Here is an 18,842-nt window from a genome sequence, read left to right as displayed (position 1 = left end):
TTTCGTAGGCTGCACGTTGACAATGAACGTCGTAATGGTGGGAGGCCGGCCATGACCCAGACCGCCCGTGGGAACGTCGAAGAGATCGCCAGCGCGCGGTTCGAGACGTTCCAGTCGATCGACCCGCGCACCGGTGAGGTGGTGGGCGAGCATCCGATCCACGATGCGGAGGCGGTCGAGAACGAGGTCGCGGCGGCACGCGAGGCGCAGTCGGCGTGGGATGAGCTCGGCTTCTCCGGCCGCAGGCAGCATCTCGACCGCTGGCGGAAACTGCTGGTCAAACGCCTCGACGAGTTCGCGGGCGTGGTATGCGCGGAGACCGGCAAGCCGCTGGAGGACGCCAAGCTCGAACTCGTGCTGGTCATCGACCACCTCGCGTGGGCCACCTCCAACGCCGAGAAGGTCCTCAAGCGACGCAAGGTCTCGCCCGGCGTGCTGATGTCCAACCAGACCGCCACGGTCGAATACCTCCCCTACGGCGTCGTCGGCGTCATCGGCCCCTGGAACTACCCGGCCTTCACGCCGATGGGCTCGATCGCCTACGCGCTGGCCGCGGGCAACGCCGTGGTGTTCAAGCCCAGCGAACTCACCCCTGGAGTGGGGGAGTGGCTGGTCAAGAGCTTCGCCGAGGCCGTGCCGGAACACCCGGTGTTCCGCCTCGTGACCGGCTTCGGGCAGACCGGCGCCGCGCTGTGCCAGGCCGGTGTGAACAAGGTGGCCTTCACCGGATCCACCGCCACGGGCAAGCGCGTGATGGCCTCGTGCGCGGAGAACCTGGTCCCGGTGCTGGTCGAGTGCGGCGGCAAGGACGCCTTGATCGTCGACTCCGACGCGGACCTGGCCGCGGCCGCCGACGCCGCGGTGTGGGGCGCGATGTCCAACGCAGGTCAGACCTGCATCGGCGTGGAGCGCGTCTACGTGCACGACGCCGTTGCCGACCGGTTCCTGAAGATGGTCAGCGACCGCGCCGCCAAGCTGCGCCCGGGCGGCGAGCCGGGTGCCGACTTCGGTCCCATCACGATGGCCTCGCAGGTCAACATCATCCGTGACCACATCGACGACGCGATCAAGCGCGGCGGTCGTGCGGTGGTCGGCGGACGCGACTCGGTGCGCCCGCCGTTCGTCGAACCCGTGGTGATCGCCGACGTCCCCGAGGACTCGAACGCCATCACCGAGGAGACCTTCGGCCCGACCCTGGTCGTGCAGCGGGTCCGCGACGTGGACGAGGCCGTCGCCCACGCCAACGCCACCAAGTACGGGCTCGGCGCCACCGTGTTCTCCCGCGCCCGAGGCATGGAACTGGCCCGCCGGCTGCGCAGCGGCATGGTCGCGGTCAACTCGGTGATCGCCTTCGCCGGCGTGCCCGCTCTGCCGTTCGGCGGCGTCGGCGACTCGGGCTTCGGCCGGATCCACGGAGCCGATGGCCTGCGCGAGTTCGCCCGCCCGCAGTCGGTGACCCGCACCAAGTTCAAGATCCCGCTCAACCCGATGAGCTTCGCCCGCCCCAAGGGAACCGTTGGCACGGTCGTCAAGCTCATCAAGGTGATGCGCGGCCGCTGAGCGGATCCAGTCCACCACGGTCGGTGTTTTGGCTTGCGCCAGTGGTGACAGGAAGGTTCCCTTGCTCGCATCCCCCGGTGTTCGCCAGGGGGATGCGCGCGGGCGCACGTCCCGGGCAGAGTTGACCGCGCACGGTTGATCGCGTCGAGCCTTTTGGCTTCGGCGGCGGGAGCGCAGGCGAGGAGGCCAACGGGTGAAGAAGATCATCAACGAGCCGGCGGACGTGGTCGCCGAGGCGTTGCGGGGTGTGGCCGCGGCCCACCCGGAGCTGCTTCGGGTGCAGACCGATCCGGCGGTGATCGTCCGCGCTGACGCACCGGTGACCGGCAAGGTCGCGGTCGTCTCCGGCGGTGGGTCCGGCCACGAGCCGCTGCACGGCGGTTTCGTCGGCTCGGGAATGCTCGCCGCGGCCGTCCCGGGCGCGGTGTTCACCTCGCCCACTCCGGACGCGGTGCAGGCGGCCATCACGGCCACCCACGGTGGAGCCGGGGCGCTGCTGGTGGTCAAGAACTACACCGGCGACGTGCTGAACTTCGAGACCGCAGCCGAGCTCGCGGCCATCGAGGACGTCGACGTGCGCAGCGTGATCGTCGACGACGACGTCGCGGTCAAGGACTCCACGCACACCGCAGGTCGCCGCGGGGTGGGCGGCACCCTGATGGTGGAGAAGATCGTCGGTGCCGCCGCCGAGCGCGGAGCGAGCCTCGACGAGTGCGAGACGCTCGCCCGCAAGGTCGTCTCCCAGGTGCGTTCGATGGGCATGGCGCTGACCGCACCCACCGTTCCGCACGCCGGTCAGCCCAGCTTCGAACTCGCCCCCGACGAGATGGAGATCGGCATCGGCATCCACGGCGAGCCCGGCCGCGCCCGCGTGCCGATGGGCACCGCCGACGAGATCGTGGCGCAGCTGCTCGACCCGATCCTGGAAGACCTGCCCTTCGCCGAAGGCGACGACGTCCTGCTGTTCACCAACTCGATGGGCGGCACCCCGCAGCTGGAGCTCTACCTCGCGCACGGCATCGCCGAGCGGCTGCTGGCCGAACGCGGCATCACCGTCCGTCGGCGCCTCGTCGGACCGTACGTGACGAGCTTGGAGATGCAGGGGATGAGCCTGACGCTGCTGAAACTGGACGACGAGCTCACCGAGCTCTGGGACGCGCCGGTGCACACCGCCGCGCTGCACTGGTGAGGAGGAGTCCCGGAATGGGTTGCACCGCACAGGACATCATCGCCGCGCTCAGGGCGGGCGCCGCCGTGGTCGCCGAGCACCGCGACGAGCTGATCCAGCTGGACCGGGAGATCGGCGACGCCGACCACGGCGAGAACATGGACCGGGGATTCCGCGCCGTCATCGCGAAGATCGACACCTCGGAGCCCGAAACCCCGGCTGCCGCGCTGAAACTCGCCGCGACGGTTCTCATCTCGACGGTCGGTGGAGCATCCGGCCCCCTCTACGGCACGGCGTTCCTGCGCGCGGCGTCCGCGGTCGGTGACGAAGAGGAACTCGACGCGGGCGCTGTAGCGAAGGCCCTGCAGGCTGGAATGGAGGGCGTCGTCGCGCGGGGGCGCGCCGAGGTCGGCGACAAGACGATGATCGACGCCCTCTCACCCGCGGTTGACGCCGCCAAGAACACCGCCGAATCCGGGGGTGACAGCGCCAAGGTGCTGGCCGCGGCCGCCGAAGCCGCGCACCAGGGCGCGCAGGCGACCGAACCGCTCGTGGCCCGCAAGGGCCGCGCCTCGTACCTGGGCGAGCGCAGCGCCGGACACATCGACCCAGGTGCGCGTTCCACCGCGCTGCTGTTGACCGCATTCGCCGAAGCCGCAGGAGCCCGAGCATGAGCGTCGGACTGGTCATCGTTTCGCACAGCTCCGGTCTGGCCGAGGGGGTCGTCGAACTCGCCGCGCAGATGGCGCCCGAGGTGCGCATCGTCCCGGCGGGTGGCCTGCCGGACGGTGCGATCGGCACCGACTTCGAGAAGGTCTCGGCCGCGCTGTCCGACGCCGACTCCGGTGCGGGTGCGGTTGTGCTGTTCGACCTCGGCAGCGCGCAGATGGTCGCCGATCTTGCGGTGGAAACCCTCGGAGACCCCGACAGCGCTCTGGTCGTCGACGCCCCGCTGGTCGAGGGAGCCGTTGCCGCAGCGGTTTCGGCTCAAGGCGGCAACGACATGAAGACCGTGGCACAAGCGGCCGAAAGTGCCCGTGGCAGCGCGGAAGCACCGGCGGCTGAACCCGCCGGTGCTGAAACGGACTCGACCGACCAGGTCACCAGGGAACTGGAGCTGACCAACGACGTCGGACTGCACGCCCGTCCTGCCGCCCTGCTGTCCCGCAGCCTCACCGGTCTGCAGGCCACGGTCAAGGTCGCCTTGGGCGACAAGCAGGCCGATGCGTTCAGCGTCCTCGGCCTCATGGGGTTGGGTGCGCGCAAGGGCGACCGGATCACCCTGCTGGCCAACGGTCCCGACGCCGTCCAGGCCGTCGAGCGCATCATCGACCTGGCCGACCGAAACTTCGACGAATAGCCGCTGACCTGTGGAGGGGAACCTTCCTGCCACCGCTGGTGACAAAAAGGTTCCCCTCCGCGCAGGATCGAACGGTGTCGGTGACTGCGTTCCAAGGTCATCGGGGGCTAGGCTGAGTCGATGTCGCCGCGTCGCCTCCGAGGCATGCTGCTGCTCTTCGTGTGCTGGGTGCTGCTCGCCGGTTGCACCGCCCAGAACCCCACTCCGACCGGCGGATCCCAGCCGGCCGACACGAGCGCGCGCACGATGCTCGGCGACATTCGCACCCTCGACCCGTGCACGCTGACAGATCCCGCCGCCTTGCAGCGCTACGGCGTGGTGTCGGATGCCGGGACGGTGTCGCTGGACTACTGCCTGCTGCACCTCAAACCCGACGACCACACGCTCATCCAGCTCGCGGTCGGCGAACTGGTCGGCCCCGAGGCCATCGAGCCGGGGGAACCGGTCGTGCAGCACGGGGCTCTGCGCATCGCCCAGAGCGCTCCCGCCCCCGGGCATTGCACCCGTCGCGTCCAGTTCGGTGACGGCGTCTCGCTCCAGGTCAGTGCCGATCTGCTCAACGGTGATCCCGCCGCCGGGTTGTGCGGCATCGCCGACACCGGAGCGAAGGCCGCCGCCGACGCGGTTCAGCAGGGCCGCGCAGGGCACCGCGACTACCCGTCGAACTCGCTGGCGCTGCTGGACCCCTGCACCGTGCTGGACACCGAGGCGGTGAACCAGGTCCCAGGTTTGGAGGAGGCGCGGCCGCGCCCCGGCATCGCCGGCCACCAGTGCGCCTGGGGAGAGCCGTCCGCTGATGCTCCGCGCGTGCAGTTGCAGCACACCGCAGGGGAACCGCCCAAGCTCCTGCACGGTGCGGCCGTGGAGGAACCGGTGGACGGGCGTCGCACCGTGCTCAGCGTCGTGGGTGGTGATCCGGAGGTTCCCCTGTGCTCGGCGGAGACCGCCCACATCCCGTTCGGTGCCGTCGCCGGTCAGGTCGAGGTCGCCCAACTCGTGGTCGCGCTGCCCGGAATGACGGGTACGGATGCGTGCGACTACGCCCGAGGACTTGCCCGGTTGGCGTGGCCGAGCCTGCCGCCTGCGAATCCGTGAGCACCGAACCCGTTACCGTTGTCGACGTGCCTCGACGCAACCGACAGCAGCGCCAGAAGGGTCTCCGCGCGGACACCAGTCACCGCGGAGCCGGCACCGCCTACGGGGCTTCCCGCGTCGAGCCGGGACCGGACGGCAACTGGATGGTGCGCACCGTTCCCGCTGCTCAGGCCACCAAGGTCTACCGCTGTCCGGGGTGCGACCACGAGATCCAGACGGGCATCGCGCACGTGGTGGCCTGGCCCGAAGCGGAGCTCGGCGGTGTCGACGAGCGCAGGCACTGGCACACCGGGTGCTGGAAGGCCCGAGGCCGTCGCGGCCCCACCCGTCGCTGGTCGTAGCGCGCGTCACTGCTGCGCAGGTCACCACGAGCAGGTCACCCCTTCGTGGCAGGATCGGGTTCGATGAGCACCGAGATCCGCGCCAACACGATGCTGCCCGCCCGCCGGGAGCAGATCACCCTGCACACCGCCGACGGACTGGAACTGATCGGGGAGCTCGCGCTGCCCGAGTCGGGGAAGCTGCGGGCGACGCTGATCTGCCTGCACCCGCTGCCCACCCACGGCGGCATGATGGATTCGCACATCTACCGCAAGGCCGCGTTCCGGTTGCCGGCCCTGGCCGACATCGCGGTGCTGCGCTTCAACACCCGGGGCACCGCCAGCGAGGCGGGACGCAGCCAGGGCAGCTTCGACAACGGGGACTCCGAGCGCTTCGACGTCGCCGCGGCGCTCGAATACGCCGAGTTCAACGATCTGCCCAACGTGTGGCTGGTCGGCTGGTCCTTCGGCACCGACCTGACGCTGGTGCACGGACTGGACCCGCTGGTGGAGGGAGCGGTGCTGATCTCCCCGCCGCTGCGCTGGAGCACCGAGGACCACCTGCGCGCCTGGGGTGATTCGGGCAAACCCGTGCACGCCCTGATCCCCGAGTTCGACGACTACCTGCGCCCGCAGGAGGCCCGCGAGCGCTTCGCGCTCATCCCGCAGGCGAAGGTGACCGGCTTCGACGACACCAAGCACCTGTGGGTCGGCAAGGCGGAGGCGGCGCTGGACGCCATCGTGCAGACCATCACCCCTGATGTCGCGACGCCGCTTCCCCGCACCTGGGACGGCCCGTCGGAGACCCGTCAGGTCACCATCGTCAACTCGTGACCCCGGCCGGTAGGTGACAGGAAGGTTCCCGTGCTCACATCACGGGAGCCGTCGACCGGTACAGGACTTCCGGAACGCCTTCGTGGACTCGTTCCAGCACTCGTTCGAAGCCGAGCTTCTCGGCGACCCGAACCGCCGGAGCGTTGTGCGCGGCGGTGGCGATGACGACGGGGTGCGCGGGGCGGTTGCGATGTGCCCATCGAATGGCCGCGTGTCCCATCTCCGAGGCGTAGCCGTGGCCCCACGCGGCCGGGAGGAACCGGAAGTACAGGTTGAGGACGTTCTCGCCCTCGTCGACGGCGTGCCGGAGGCCTCCGAATCCCAGCACCGCGCGGGTGCTGGTGGCCAGAACGGTCCAGTAGCCGACACCGCAGGTGTCCCAGTCGAGTTGGAAGCGCTCCAGCAGTCGCAGCGACTCGGCCCGGTCACGTCGGCCGAATCCGGAGAGCACGTGCGTCTCCGCGCTGGTGTGCACCTCGACGAAGGCTTCGGTGTCGGCGGGCAGCGGGCGACGCAGCAGCAGTCGCCGGGTTCGTATCTCCGAGGGGTCGGACATCCCACGCACGCTAGCGGGGGCCGCAGCGGTCCGGCAGCCGAATTATCAGGTTGGCGTGCGCGGTGGTGACAGGAAGGTTCCCATGCTCGGCTCGGCCTGTTGCGTGCTGCGGGTGGGGCAGGTCCGGCAGGATGGTTCCCGTGCACTACATCGAATCCGGAGCAGGAACGCCCCTCGTGCTGCTGCACGCCTTCCCGGTGGATGCGCGCATGTGGAATCCGCTGCGCAGTCGGTTGGAGGAGCAGGCCCGGGTCATCACGCCCGATCAGCGCGGGTTGGGGGAGAGCTCCCTCGACGGGACCACGGCGCGGGGAATGATCGACCCACCGGCGGCGCCGCTGACGATCGATCGCCCCAGCGTCGATGTCGCCGCCGCCGACGTCCTGGAGCTGCTCGACCAGCTGGAGTTGTCGCGCGTGGTGCTGGGCGGTTGTTCGATGGGCGGCTACGTGGCCATGGCGGTGCTGCGAGCGGCTCCGCAGCGGGTGGCCGGACTTCTGCTGGTGGACACCAAGGCTCCCGCCGACACCGACGAGCAGCGCACCAACCGGCTCAACGTCGCCTCTCGGGCCGACCAGGAGGGCACTGCCGGCTGGCTCGCCGAGAACATGCTGCCGAACCTGCTGGGCTCGGCCACGCGCGAGAAGCGCCCGGAAGTTGTGGGGGACCTCCGGGCGCTGATCGAAGCGCAACCCGCCGATGGTGTGGCGTGGGCGCAGCGGGCGATGGCGGCCAGGCCCGACAGCCTCGAGACGCTGCGCGCCTTCGACGGGCCCGCGATGGTCGCCGTCGGTGCCGAGGACACCCTCACCCCGCCCGCGGCGGCCCGTGAGATGGCCGACGCGTTGCCGCGCGGTGAGCTCGTCGAGCTGGCCGGTTCAGGGCATCTGCCGTCGTTGGAGGCGCCGGACGCCTTGGCCGACGTGGTGAGGCCCTGGTTGGCCGGCATCGACGTGTGAGCGGCTACCCGTCCTCGCCGTTGTCCTCGTCGGTGGTGCGCTTCGTGGTTTCCGGCTCGTGCTCGTCTCGCCGGAAGCGCTCCGCGGTTTCGCTGGGCAGCAGGAAGTACCTGCCCGAGTCGCGTTGACCGCGTGCGCGGGCGTTCTCCCTGCCTGGGTCCCTGTCCGCCATTGACTGGTCCTCTCCTGGTGCGTCGGCTCGCGGCCGACCTCGTCACAAGAGACACCTCTGCCTGTGATCGATGACGCGGGTGCGGCTGACCAGCGTCGATGCGATCAGCGTTGCTGGTTGGCGTTCACCCGGGTGCTGTTCTGCGGGCGCTGCTCGGACTGCTGTTCACCGGGCACCGGGAGCTGGATCCGGCGGGTCGGCTCGTCCGTCGAGGCCTGCTTGCGCTGGATCTTGTCCGTCGGCTCGTCCACGGACTGCGAGCTGCCTCGTTCCTGACCCGGCGTGCGCTTGGGCAGCCCCGAGCTGGTGACGGCCTGCTCGGCGGGCCGCGAGTCCTTGTTGTTGTTCTCGCCGGTTTCGCGACCGTCGCGGGCGATGGCTTCTTCGGCGTCCTTGCGCGCCTGCTCGCGGGCCTCCACGGCGGCCTTGCGCAGCTTCTCCTCCTCGGCGTCCTCGAGGTCGAGGCGCTCCAGCAGCGGCGTGGTCTGGCCGAGCAGCTCGGCCGCGTCGCGCAGCTTCTTGGCGACGGTGTCGCGCAGCTCGGTGAGCGAGTGCACGTGCTCGTCGGCCTGGGTGAGCCGGCGCTGCACTTCCTCGGTGGTCGCCCCGAGCCTGCGCTGCGCGTCCGCGCGGGTGGCGGTGACCAGGCGCTTGGCCTCGCGGGTCGCGACGTCGATGCGCCTGGTGGCCTCTTCGGTGCACTCGCGGATCATCCGCTCGGACTTCTCGGTGGCCTCTTGGACGAGCCGTTCCGATTCCTGCTTGGCCTCCTGCAGTCGCCGCTGCGCGGCTTCCTTGCTGGAGGCCTCGCGGGCGTTGGCGGTCTCGGTGGATTCGCGTTCGAGCTTCTCGGCGGCCGCGGTGGACTCGCGCTCGAGCTTCTCGGCCTTGGCCGTGGCGTCGCTGACCAGGGTGTTCGCCTGGTCGGTGGCTTCCTGGACGCGGCGGTGGGCTTCGTTGGTGCCCTCGCGCAGCCTGCGGTTGGCCTCTTCGGTGGCTTCCCGAACGCGGCGTTCGGCCTCGGACTTGCTGGTGGCCTCCTGCTCGGCGAGGGTCCGCATGGCCTCGGTGCGGCGGGCCGACATCGCGATCTCGAAGTCCTCTTCCACCTGGGTGCGGTGGGCTTCGGACTCCTCGTCGGCGCGCTTGCGGTTCTCCTCGGCTTCGCGGGTGATGCGCTCGGCCTCGGTCTTGGCGCTGTCCATCAGCGAGCGGTGCTCGGTTTCCATCTCGCTGCGCCGGTGGTCGACCTCGCTGATCAGCCGCTCGTAGCGGGTGCGCAGGTTGACGGCCTCGGCTTCGGAGCGGGAGCGGATCTGCGCGGCGTCGGCCTCCGCGCGGGAGCGGATGTCGGAGGCCTCGTCCTGGGCCAGGCGGAGCATGCGCTGCAGGCGCTCGCTGAGACCTTCGAGTGTTGTCGGCGGCTTGGCCAGCCGGTCGACCTGGCCGCGCAGGCTCTCGATCTCAGAGCGGGCCGACTCGAGCTGCTTGGACAGATCGGCGGCCTGCGACACCGCGGCATCCCGATCCGAGGTCAGGATGCGGATGTCGGCGTCGAGGCGCTCTAGGTGCTCGTCGACCTGGGCGCGGTCGTAGCCGTTCTTACGAGCAAGATCGAATCCCGATCCCAGTGGCAGCAAATCGCGGTCGTCGGCAAGGCCCATGGAAACCAAGCTACCTGGAAGCGGACGTTGTTGTGGGAGGTGCGCCTGGGTCTGGGGAGGTTTTTGCTCACCTCGGTGAAGCCCATCTCGCGGCACCGCGAAGGCAGGTATTGACCGGCTGGCCAACCAAGGACGATGATGAAGTGGTCAAGTCGGACATAACGGAGGTGATCGACGTGGCCGGACGGTCGAGCGCTTCGGCTTCGAAGCCGTGGATTCGCTGGCAGGACTGGGCGGGCGTGGTTTTGGGCGCCTACCTCATCCTTGGCACGATGTGGACGCCGACGAACGGCGGCGCGATGTCGGCGATGATCGTGCTGGGTGCGCTACTGCTGATCGCGAGCGTGTGGTCGCTGGCGATGCCGGGATCGATGACCAGTGAGTACAGCCACATGCTGCTGGGTGTTCTGCTCTTCATCTCCCCGTGGGTCCTCGGCTACGCCGAGTTGATGGGCGCATCGTGGACCTCGTGGATCGCCGGCGTGCTGGCGGTGGTCGTCGGTGCGGCGGCCTTGCCCGAAGCCAACGCGGCGCACCGCGGGGGTGTTGCGGGGCAGCACTGAACCGGTCGAGCCGCTCGAGAGCCCGCGCGCCGCGAGCCTCCCGGGTGGGATGAGGAGGTCGCACTCCTCCCGCGATGTGTCCGATTTGCGCGGGCTCGACAGCGGTGATGACCAGGCAGTGCTCGGTTGCGACAATCGCGCGGTCCGGCGGTAACGTCCGGGCCGCGCTCTTAGTGTTGATCCCGCCATGAGGAGGCCGGGCAGATGTCGAACGAGCTGGGCGAGAAGGCCCGCCGACGCCCGACCACTTCGGATCCGGATGACGATCGCAGCGCCGGCACCAGTGCCAGGGAACGCATCCTGACCGCTGCCGGCGAGCTGTTCGCCGAGCACGGTTTCAACGCCACCCCGACGTCCCGCATCGCCGAACGCGCCGAGGTGCCCAAAGGGCTCATCCACTACTACTTCCGTCGCAAGCAGGACCTGCTGTCCGCGCTCGTGGAGCGGCTTCCCGAAGAGGAAGTGGAATCCGAAGGCCTCGTCGTGCGCGGCGACGTCGCGGGCAGTCTGCGACGCCTCGTCGGCGAACTCGACGCCCGGCTCGAATCGTCGATGCTGCTCAGCCACCTGCTGTGGCGGGAGGCCGACACTCACGACGCGGTCCGGCAGGCCATGCAGCAGCGGTTCGGGGTGGTCGTCGAGCAGATCCGGCGGGTCATCGAACTGGCCCTGCCGCCCGGCCTGGCCGGCTGTGACATCGAAGCGGCCGCCGTGCTGCTCGCCCGCGTGATCAACCACCGCCACTCCGTCGCCCGCCACCGCACCGAGGACGACGAGCTCGACCGCGAGATCGGTTTCATCGCCAGAGCGCTCGAACTGGGCGCGGGCTCGCGCGCCGTGAAACCCGCCTGAACGGACCCCGGCCTTGTGACTGCCGTGTTCGCCGCGCTAGAAACTCCCGCAGGCGATCACCGCGGAGGTTGGGGTGGGCATTGGGCGCGTTCGGTTATCCCGTCGGCAAGGGCTGCTGGCCACCGGCTTCGGCATCGCGGGAGCGGGTGCGATGACCTCGGTCGTCGACGCCTCACCGGACCCGGCGACCTATCCGGTCACCGGGCTCAACGACGAGGTCGAGCTGATCGAGGACCGCTACGGGATCCCGCACCTCTACGCCGACAGCGAGGACGACGTGTTCCTCGCGCAGGGCTTCAACGCGGCGAGGGAACGTCTCTTCCAGATCGACCTGTGGCGGCGACGCGGGCTCGGCCTGCTCTCCGAGGTCCTCGGCCCCGACTACGTCGAGCAGGATCGCGCCACCCGGCTGTTCCTCTACCGAGGTGACATGGATGCCGAGTGGACGCGCTACGCCGACGACGCGCAGCACATCGCCACCCAGTTCGCCCACGGCATCAACGCCTACCTCGACTGGCTCGACGCACACCCCGAGCGCATGCCCGAGGAGTTCGGCATCCTCGGCTACCGGCCGGCCCGCTGGGATCCGGCCGACGTGGTGCGCATCCGCAGCCACGGCCTGACCCGCAACCTGGAGAGCGAGGTCGAGCGAACGCGGGTGGTGTGCGCCGCGGGCGTGGAAGCCGACCTGATCCGCCAAGGGCTGGAACCCGATCACCGCACCGTCGTCCCGGACGGATTCGACCCGTGCGCGCTTCCCGCCAAGGTGCTCAAGGTCTTCGACCTGGCCACTCAGGACGTCGAGTTCAAGGAGAACTCCATCCGGCGCGTGCCGCGCGACGCGACCACCGAGGGCAGCAACAACTGGGTGGTGAGCGGGACACGCACCGCGACCGGGCGTCCGCTGCTGGCCAACGATCCGCACCGCGCCTATTCGGCTCCCTCGCTTCGCTACATCGCGCACCTGTCCGCGCCCGGCCTGGACGTGATCGGAGCCGGTGAACCCGCCCTGCCGGGAATTTCCATCGGGCACAACGGAACGGTCGCGTTCGGACTGACGATCTTCCCGATCGATCAGGAAGATCTCTACGTCTACCAACTCGACCCGGCCGACCCCAGCCGATACCGCTACGGCAGCGGCTGGGAGGAGATGACGGTGCTGCGCGAAGAGGTTCCGGTGCGCGGTGCGGCCGGACGCGAGGTGGAGCTGACCTTCACCCGGCACGGGCCGGTCATCCACGTCGACCGGACGCGCAACCTCGCCTACGCGGTGCGCACCGCCTGGCTGGAACCCGGGATGTCGCCCTACTTCGGCAGCATCGCCTACATGCGGGCCGAGAACTTCACCGAGTTCACCAGGGCCATGCGGAACTGGGGTGCCCCGACCGAGAACCAGGTCTACGCCGATGTGGAGGGCAACATCGGATGGGTTCCCGGTGGCCTGGCGCCCAAGCGGGTCGGCTACGACGGGTTGCTCCCCGTCCCCGGTGACGGCCGGTACGAGTGGGACGGTTTCCACTCAGGGGACGATCTGCCGAAGGTGTTCAACCCGGACGAGGGCTTCATCGCCACGGCGAACCAGTTCAACCTCCCGCCCGAGCACGAGCAGATGGGGCTCGGGTACGAGTGGACCAACCCGTTCCGGTACCAGCGGATCGTGGAAGTCCTCTCCCGGCAGCGCAAGCACACCATCCGGGACTCGGAGCTGCTGCAGACCGACCAGCTGTCCATCCCCGCTCGGCGACTCCAACACCTGCTGTCGCGGTTGGACAGCGGCGACGCCGACCTGCGGCGCGCGTTGCGGATGTTGCGCGACTGGGACGCCGTGCTGGGAGCGGATTCCAACGCCGCCGCGCTGTTCGAGGTGTGGTTGTCCAAGCACCTCGGACCCGGATTCGCGCGTGCAGCGGTGCCGAAGGCAGCCGAGCACATCGACACCGTCGACAACCTGGTCATGCTCACCGAGCTGGAGAACCCCGGTCGCTGGCTGCCGGACGCAGCGGCCCGCGATCGGCTGCTGCTGGACACCCTGCGCACGGCCTACGCCCAGGTGCAGGAGCTGCTCGGCCGAGGGGAATCGAGTTGGCGGTGGGGCCGGCTGCACCACAGCCTCTTCGAGCACCCGGCCTCCGACGCGCTCGACCCGGTCCAGCGCGAGCGTTTCGACGTCGGTCCGCTACCGCGCGGTGGTTCGTCGGCGACGGTGAACCAGTCGTCCTACCGCGTCAGCGACTTCCGCCAGACCAACGGTCCGTCGTTCCGGATGGTGCTCGACGTCGGCAACTGGGACTACTCGGTCGCGGTGAACACACCGGGTCAGTCCGGCAACCCGTCGGATCCGCACTACCGGGACCTCGCCGAGAGCTGGCGGGACGGAACCTACTTCCCCTTGGCCTACAGCCGCGAAGCCGTCGAGGAGATCGCCGAACGCCGAATCCTCCTGGTCCCGGCCTGAATCTTCCCGCGACGGCCGGGCCGGGAGTGGGAGAAAGGTTCCCATGCGCCCAACCGAGGTGACGAGCGACGGGTCCACATCGGACCCGTCGCTCGTTTCGTCAGTGGCCGTGAGGTGCCGGCTCGACCAGTTCGACGAGGACGCCACCGGCGTCCTTGGGGTGCACGAAGTTGATGCGGCTGTCCGCGGTGCCGCGGCGGGGCTGGTCGTAGAGCAGGCGCAGTCCCTTGGCGCGCAGCGCTTCCATCGCGGCCTCGACATCGGTGACCCGGTACGCGAGTTGCTGCAGGCCCGGGCCGTTCTTGTCGAGGAACTTGGCGATGGTGGAGTCCTCGCGCAGCGGTGCGAGCAGCTGGATCTGGGTGGCCCCGGTGGTGTCTCCGGGTGCGCGCAGCATCGCCTCGCGGACGCCCTGCTCCGCGTTCTCCTCGGAGTGGGCGACTTCCAGGCCGAAGGTGTCCCGCTGGAAGGCGATGGCCTCGTCGAGGTCGGGGACCGCGATGCCCACGTGATCGATTGCCGTGACCAGGTCGTTCAGTTCCGCTCGCATGGCCGCAGCGTAGTCGTAGCGGAAACGTTGGGAAAAGCGGCGAAATCGGCGGCCCGAATTGCCCCAACAGGCGGAGTCGAGTGATCTGTACCAGAGGCGAGCATGTGGCGAATTCACATGGAAGGGGCAGACATGGTCAAGGCGCAACGAAATCGCAGACTCGCCGTCGTCCTGGTCGCATTCGGGATCGCCGCTGGTACGGCCACGCCGGTCGCGCTCGCCGCAGGCGGCGACGGAACCATCAGCGGAGGTGGCGGTCCCAACCCCAACGCCGAGCGGATGAGCAGGGATCGCGGCTGGGTGGTTCCCTTCGCGCCGCTGCACTTCGGTGCCGCAGCCTACGAGGCGGTGAAGACCGCGGCCAGCACCGCGGCCGGGAAAGCCGACTGCGGCATCAGCGCTACCGCGGCCACCTACCTGACGTTGTCCCCGACCTGGCCCGAAGTGTCCCCGTCCGGCGCTTCGCCATCGCCGATGACGTTGTCCCGCTACGACGACCAGACCTCGCTCGCCGACCCCGAGCAGCGCGCCGAAGGTCTGTTCTTCAACCCCGGCGTCGGCATCTGGCAGCTCGACTCGGCGGGCCTCGGTGCGAAGGAGACGGCCGCCACCGCCATCGACAGCTCCACCGCCGCCGCGACGATGGCTCCCCACATGGTCGACGAGTACTGCTCGGCCATCAACAGCGGTTCCAGCGAAGCCCAGGCCCGCGCAGCTGCGTGGGGCCCTTGGAACGCGTGTGGCTCGGGTGCCTGCGAGGACGTCTACCAGCGGCTCGAGGCCGACGGAGTCACCAAGGACGCCGACGTCGACCGCTACGGCGGCGCCGAGAAGCGCACGTGCACCTTCGAAGGAGCCGAGTACGACTGCCTGTACGTCGACCCGAGCGCGGCGCAGGGCGAAGACGCCTGGACCGCCCCCGACTACGGCCCCGCGCCGCTCCCCGCGCCCTTCTACGCCTTCACCTACGAAGAAGGCGGCGTCGACTACGAGGTCAGGTACTGGATGAAGGGCGACTCCGGTGCCTCCACCGACGTGTCCGCGTCCCGGGAACTGGGCGTGGACGCGCGCAGCAAGCTGTCGTGGGCCGAGGAATCGACCCTGTGCGACACCACGACCGGCACCGGCAACTGCTGACGCCGCCCGGAGTTGGGCCGGTGTGAGCAAGGGAACCTCCCTGTCACCCCGGCCCGGTCGAAAACCGCAGGACGGGAACCTTCCGCTCACCGGCCCGCGCTGCTTATGGCGGTCGTCACAGCCGGTGCTCGCGACCTTCGCGGGTATGGTCCCGATGGCGTTCGCGGGTGATGATGGGTTGCGACGCCGATGACTTGGTGTGTCGACGATGACCGGGAGGCAGTCGTGGGTAGTTCTGTGATCGTTGCGGGCGCGCGAACCCCGATGGGGCGGTTGCTCGGTTCGCTCAAGGACTTCTCCGGTGCGCAGCTGGGTGGGGTCGCCATCAAGGCCGCGCTGGAGCGCGCGGGTGTCGCGCCCGATCAGGTGCAGTACACGATCATGGGTCAGGTGCTGACCGCCGGGGCCGGGCAGATCCCGGCCCGTCAGGCCGCCGTGGCCGCCGGTATTCCGATGGACGTGCCCGCGCTGACCATCAACAAGGTCTGCCTGTCCGGGCTCGACGCGATCGCGCTGGCCGATCAGCTCGTCCGAGCAGGTGAGTTCGACATCGTCGTGGCCGGTGGCCAGGAGTCGATGACCCAGGCGCCGCACCTGCTCACGGGATCGCGCGAGGGCTTCAAGTACGGCGACGTCAACATGCTCGACCACATGGCCCACGACGGGCTGTTCTGCGCGTTCGACCAGGTCGCGATGGGTGTCTCGACGGAGAAGTACAACTCCCGCTACGGCATCACCCGCGAGGAGCAGGACGCGTTCGCCGCTCGTTCCCACCAGCGCGCCGCCGCGGCGATCGAGTCCGGTGTGTTCGCCGAGGAGATCGCGCCGGTGGAGGTCCCGCAGCGCAAGGGCGACCCGGTGGTGGTCGGCACCGACGAGGGCGTGCGTGGCAACACCACCACCGAGACCCTGGGCAAGCTGCGCCCGGCCTTCTCCGCCGACGGCACGATCACCGCGGGCACGGCCTCGCAGATCTCCGACGGCGCCGCCGCGGTCGTGGTGATGAGCAAGGCCAAGGCCGACGAGCTGGGCCTGGACTACCTGGCCGAGATCGGCGCCCACGGCGTGGTCGCCGGCCCCGACGCCAGCCTGCACGAGCAGCCCTCGAACGCGATCACCAAGGCCTGCCAGAAGGCCGGCCTCGACGCCACCGGACTGGACCTGGTGGAGATCAACGAGGCCTTCGCGGCGGTCGGCATCGTCTCGACCCGCCAGCTCGGCATCGACGAGGACAAGGTCAACGTCAACGGCGGCGCCATCGCTCTCGGCCACCCGATCGGCATGTCCGGTGCCCGTCTCGCGCTGCACCTCGCCCTCGAACTCAAGCGCCGCGGTGGCGGCACGGGTGCCGCAGCGCTGTGCGGCGGTGGCGGGCAGGGAGACGCCCTGCTGCTCACGGTCCCCTCGGCCTGATCAGGGCATCCCCGAACAATCCCCGATAGGTACCCGGGGATTTGCCCACCTACATGATCAACTGTCTGGTTCGTGACTACCCTGGACCGCATGAAGTGGCTTCCAGGGGGATGGCAACGAGCTGACTGGAGCGAGCCGACGCGCACGATCCCGCGCGGCACCGCTCGATACACCTCGGGGCGCCAGGCGGCGGAACCTCATCCGCCGCCGGCCGGGGCACCCGCGCCCACGATGCTGGGTGCTGACGCCCACGACATCGACGTCAGCTCCGCGAGCTTCCGCTCGCTGCTGATCGGTGGCGGCATCAGCGGCCTGGGCACCGTGCTGATCGCGGCGGCGCTGGTCAACAACGGCAGCACCGCGGGCATGTGGTTCTGGCAGCTGGTCTTCGGCGTGGCGTTCCTGTGGTTCGTGATGGGTTCGCGCGGGATGCTGCGCGGCCGAGGGTTCCTGATCGACCGCAGCGGCTTCTACGCGCGCACCATGGGTGAGGTCGTCGGCGTCGACTGGCGTGAGATCAAGGCGGTCGGCATCGGCGCCCTGCCGTGGATCGAGAACAAGCGGCCGGTGAACCCGGAGCGCCGCCGCGCGCTGGAGATCTACCCGGCCGACGCTGGCTTCATGGACCGGCATCCCGAGCTGGACCGCTGGCTGGTGGAAGAACCGCCGACCGTCCAGGGCCTGCCGCCGGACCGCTACCGGTTCCACCTGCCGCCGTTCAGCCGCCTGCCGAAGGACCTGGAGGCCGCGGTCAAGGACATCGCGCCGCAGAAGTGGGTGGGCCAGTACCGGCGTCACCTACCGCGACCGCCGCAGGGCTGATCGGCTTCGAGCCCCAGGCTGTCGAGCGGGTCACCGGCGCTGAGCTGCGGATCGTCGACTGCGAAGGTCCGCGCCACGCCCCGGCCCGTCGCGGCGGTTTCGAAGCGGACGGTGACCCGGCCGTGCCCGGCGCCCTGCACCCAGCCGTGCCCGTGCTCGCTGTGCAGGACGTCGTCGCCCGCCCGCCACTGCCGTGACGACGGCTGCGCGGCTTCCGTCGATTCGGGCGTCTCCGGCTCGGGTTCCGGGTTCTCCTCCGGATCGGCGGGGTGGTCGAACAGCGACTCCTGCTCGGAGTTGGCCAGTCCCGAGTAGGAGACGCCGACCAGGCGCACGGGTGTTCCCGGCGGCACGGCGATCGGCAGGAGGCGGCGGGCCGCGGCCGCCAGGGTGTGCAGTTCGCTGGTGGCCGAGGAGAACGTCTCGGCCCGGCTGATCGTGGTGAAGTCCGAGTCGCGGACCTTGAGCGTCACGGTCCGCGCGGCACGGCCCGAGGACACCAGCCGCCGGTGCGCGTTCTCGGCCTGGCCCATCACCTCGCCCAGCAGCGTCCCGCGGTCGTTGATGTCGTGGTCGAAGGTCGTCTCGGCGCTGACCTGCTTGGCTTCGGCGCGCTCGGCGACGGGGTGGTCGTCGATGCCCTGCGCGAGCCGGTGCAGCTCGGCGCCGATCGCCTGGCCGAGCAAGGACGTCACGTCCTGCGGGTGCAGGGCGGCGAGCTCACCGATCGTGTTGACCCCGATGCGGTGCAGCTTGGATTCGGTGACCGGTCCGATCCCCCACATCTTGCGCACCGGAAGCGCCCACAGCAGTTCCAGCTGCTCATCGGGCGGCACGACCAGCATCCCGTCCGGTTTCGCCAATCCCGACGCGATCTTCGCGAGCTGCTTGCCCGGTCCTGCGCCGATGGAGGCCACCACCCCGACTTCCCCCAGCACCCGGGCTCGCAGCGCACCGGCGAACTCCTCGACGCGGTGCACGGAAGCACCGGCGAGTTCGGAGGGTTCCATGAACGCCTCGTCGACCGACACCTGCTGCACGACGTCGGAGACCTCGCGCACGATGCCCAGCACGTGCCGGCTCACCGCCTGGTAGACGCGGAAGCGCGGCGGCAGGACCACGGCCACCGGGCAGCGGCGGCGGGCCTCGGCCGTCGGCATCGCCGACTTCGCCCCGTACTCGCGGGCCTCGTAGCTGGCTCCGGCGACGGTGCCCCGCGGCCCGAGCCCGCCGACCAGCACCGGGCGACCCCGCACGGTGGGGCGGGTGAGCTGCTCCACGGACGCGAAGAACGCGTCCATGTCCATGTGCAGCACCCACCTCATGGGACTCATTGAACTCGAACTGGCCGACAACGGCCCG

The 18,842-nt window shown here is 69.8% G+C and carries 19 protein-coding genes; 14 read left to right on the top strand and 5 right to left on the bottom strand.

The window, feature by feature from the left end; genetic code table 11:
• The first annotated feature begins 51 nt into the window (after window positions 1-51).
• From AB0J91_RS04155 to AB0J91_RS04125, 7 genes are all read left to right on the top strand, one after another.
• On the top strand, window positions 52-1,560 hold the full coding sequence (locus AB0J91_RS04155) for an aldehyde dehydrogenase family protein (RefSeq protein WP_363864012.1): 1,509 nt from the start codon (window positions 52-54) through the stop codon (window positions 1,558-1,560).
• A 193-nt stretch (window positions 1,561-1,753) separates the two neighbouring features.
• Window positions 1,754-2,749 (top strand): dihydroxyacetone kinase subunit DhaK, encoded by a 996-nt coding sequence (gene dhaK / locus AB0J91_RS04150; protein WP_363794081.1) that lies wholly within the window; start codon window positions 1,754-1,756, stop codon window positions 2,747-2,749.
• Between the two features lie 14 nt (window positions 2,750-2,763).
• Window positions 2,764-3,402 (top strand): dihydroxyacetone kinase subunit DhaL, encoded by a 639-nt coding sequence (dhaL, locus tag AB0J91_RS04145; RefSeq protein WP_363864010.1) that lies wholly within the window; start codon window positions 2,764-2,766, stop codon window positions 3,400-3,402.
• Window positions 3,399-4,088, top strand: a complete 690-nt coding sequence (dhaM, locus tag AB0J91_RS04140; protein ID WP_363864008.1) for a dihydroxyacetone kinase phosphoryl donor subunit DhaM — start codon at window positions 3,399-3,401, stop codon at window positions 4,086-4,088. The genes dhaL and dhaM overlap by 4 nt, the downstream gene beginning before the upstream one ends.
• 120 nt (window positions 4,089-4,208) lie before the next feature.
• The gene (locus AB0J91_RS04135) at window positions 4,209-5,183 is read left to right on the top strand and encodes a DUF3558 family protein (RefSeq protein ID WP_363864006.1); all 975 of its coding nucleotides are present in this window, start codon (window positions 4,209-4,211) and stop codon (window positions 5,181-5,183) included.
• 26 nt (window positions 5,184-5,209) lie between these two features.
• Window positions 5,210-5,524: a hypothetical protein gene (locus AB0J91_RS04130; RefSeq protein ID WP_363864005.1), complete on the top strand. Its 315-nt coding sequence runs from the start codon at window positions 5,210-5,212 to the stop codon at window positions 5,522-5,524.
• Window positions 5,525-5,587: 63 nt separating this feature from the next.
• A complete protein-coding gene (locus tag AB0J91_RS04125; RefSeq protein WP_363864003.1) occupies window positions 5,588-6,337 on the top strand; it encodes an alpha/beta hydrolase in 750 nt (249 codons plus the stop codon).
• 34 nt (window positions 6,338-6,371) lie between these two features.
• Here AB0J91_RS04125 and AB0J91_RS04120 read toward each other — a convergent pair whose 3' ends face one another.
• The gene (locus tag AB0J91_RS04120; RefSeq protein WP_363864001.1) at window positions 6,372-6,893 is read right to left on the bottom strand and encodes a GNAT family N-acetyltransferase; all 522 of its coding nucleotides are present in this window, start codon (window positions 6,891-6,893) and stop codon (window positions 6,372-6,374) included.
• 140 nt (window positions 6,894-7,033) lie between these two features.
• On the opposite strand from AB0J91_RS04120, the gene AB0J91_RS04115 reads away from it, so the two are divergent.
• Window positions 7,034-7,852, top strand: coding sequence for an alpha/beta fold hydrolase (locus AB0J91_RS04115; RefSeq protein WP_363863999.1), 819 nt, complete (start codon window positions 7,034-7,036; stop codon window positions 7,850-7,852).
• A 4-nt stretch (window positions 7,853-7,856) separates the two neighbouring features.
• Here AB0J91_RS04115 and AB0J91_RS04110 read toward each other — a convergent pair whose 3' ends face one another.
• Both AB0J91_RS04110 and AB0J91_RS04105 read right to left on the bottom strand, forming a co-directional pair.
• Entirely contained in the window at window positions 7,857-8,024 is a 168-nt protein-coding gene (locus AB0J91_RS04110; protein ID WP_363863997.1) for a hypothetical protein, read from the bottom strand.
• Between the two features lie 104 nt (window positions 8,025-8,128).
• Entirely contained in the window at window positions 8,129-9,688 is a 1,560-nt protein-coding gene (locus AB0J91_RS04105) for a M protein (protein WP_363863995.1), read from the bottom strand.
• A gap of 110 nt (window positions 9,689-9,798) precedes the next feature.
• Here AB0J91_RS04105 and AB0J91_RS04100 point away from each other — a divergent pair, with 110 nt between their 5' ends.
• The 3 genes from AB0J91_RS04100 (at window position 9,799) to AB0J91_RS04090 (ending at window position 13,558) form a co-directional block, all read left to right on the top strand.
• Window positions 9,799-10,251 carry an SPW repeat protein gene (locus AB0J91_RS04100; protein ID WP_363863993.1) on the top strand — a complete coding sequence of 151 codons (453 nt, stop codon included), beginning with the start codon at window positions 9,799-9,801 and terminating at the stop codon, window positions 10,249-10,251.
• 204 nt (window positions 10,252-10,455) lie between these two features.
• A complete protein-coding gene (locus AB0J91_RS04095) occupies window positions 10,456-11,103 on the top strand; it encodes a helix-turn-helix domain-containing protein (RefSeq protein WP_363863991.1) in 648 nt (215 codons plus the stop codon).
• Between the two features lie 73 nt (window positions 11,104-11,176).
• Window positions 11,177-13,558 carry a penicillin acylase family protein gene (locus AB0J91_RS04090; RefSeq protein WP_363863989.1) on the top strand — a complete coding sequence of 794 codons (2,382 nt, stop codon included), beginning with the start codon at window positions 11,177-11,179 and terminating at the stop codon, window positions 13,556-13,558.
• Between the two features lie 100 nt (window positions 13,559-13,658).
• On the opposite strand, the gene mce is transcribed toward AB0J91_RS04090, so the two are convergent.
• Window positions 13,659-14,108, bottom strand: coding sequence for a methylmalonyl-CoA epimerase (gene mce, locus AB0J91_RS04085; protein WP_132680236.1), 450 nt, complete (start codon window positions 14,106-14,108; stop codon window positions 13,659-13,661).
• Between the two features lie 132 nt (window positions 14,109-14,240).
• Between mce and AB0J91_RS04080 the strand changes: the two genes are divergently transcribed.
• The 3 genes from AB0J91_RS04080 to AB0J91_RS04070 all read left to right on the top strand — a co-directional run bounded on the left by AB0J91_RS04080 (window position 14,241) and on the right by AB0J91_RS04070 (window position 17,480).
• The gene (locus AB0J91_RS04080; protein ID WP_363863987.1) at window positions 14,241-15,245 is read left to right on the top strand and encodes a hypothetical protein; all 1,005 of its coding nucleotides are present in this window, start codon (window positions 14,241-14,243) and stop codon (window positions 15,243-15,245) included.
• 225 nt (window positions 15,246-15,470) lie between these two features.
• Window positions 15,471-16,658 (top strand): acetyl-CoA C-acetyltransferase, encoded by a 1,188-nt coding sequence (locus AB0J91_RS04075; protein ID WP_363863985.1) that lies wholly within the window; start codon window positions 15,471-15,473, stop codon window positions 16,656-16,658.
• A gap of 90 nt (window positions 16,659-16,748) precedes the next feature.
• Window positions 16,749-17,480, top strand: coding sequence for a hypothetical protein (locus tag AB0J91_RS04070; protein WP_363794113.1), 732 nt, complete (start codon window positions 16,749-16,751; stop codon window positions 17,478-17,480).
• Here the strand turns inward: AB0J91_RS04070 and AB0J91_RS04065 are convergent.
• Entirely contained in the window at window positions 17,453-18,805 is a 1,353-nt protein-coding gene (locus AB0J91_RS04065; protein ID WP_363863983.1) for a DNA polymerase IV, read from the bottom strand. The genes AB0J91_RS04070 and AB0J91_RS04065 overlap by 28 nt on opposite strands.
• Between the last annotated feature and the right edge of the window lie 37 nt (window positions 18,806-18,842).

The organism is Saccharopolyspora sp. NPDC049357 (assembly GCF_040677225.1).
Classification (GTDB): Bacteria; Actinomycetota; Actinomycetes; order Mycobacteriales; family Pseudonocardiaceae; genus Saccharopolyspora.
Note: the sequence above shows the minus strand (reverse complement) of the source record. Positions and strands in the feature narration are given on the sequence as shown.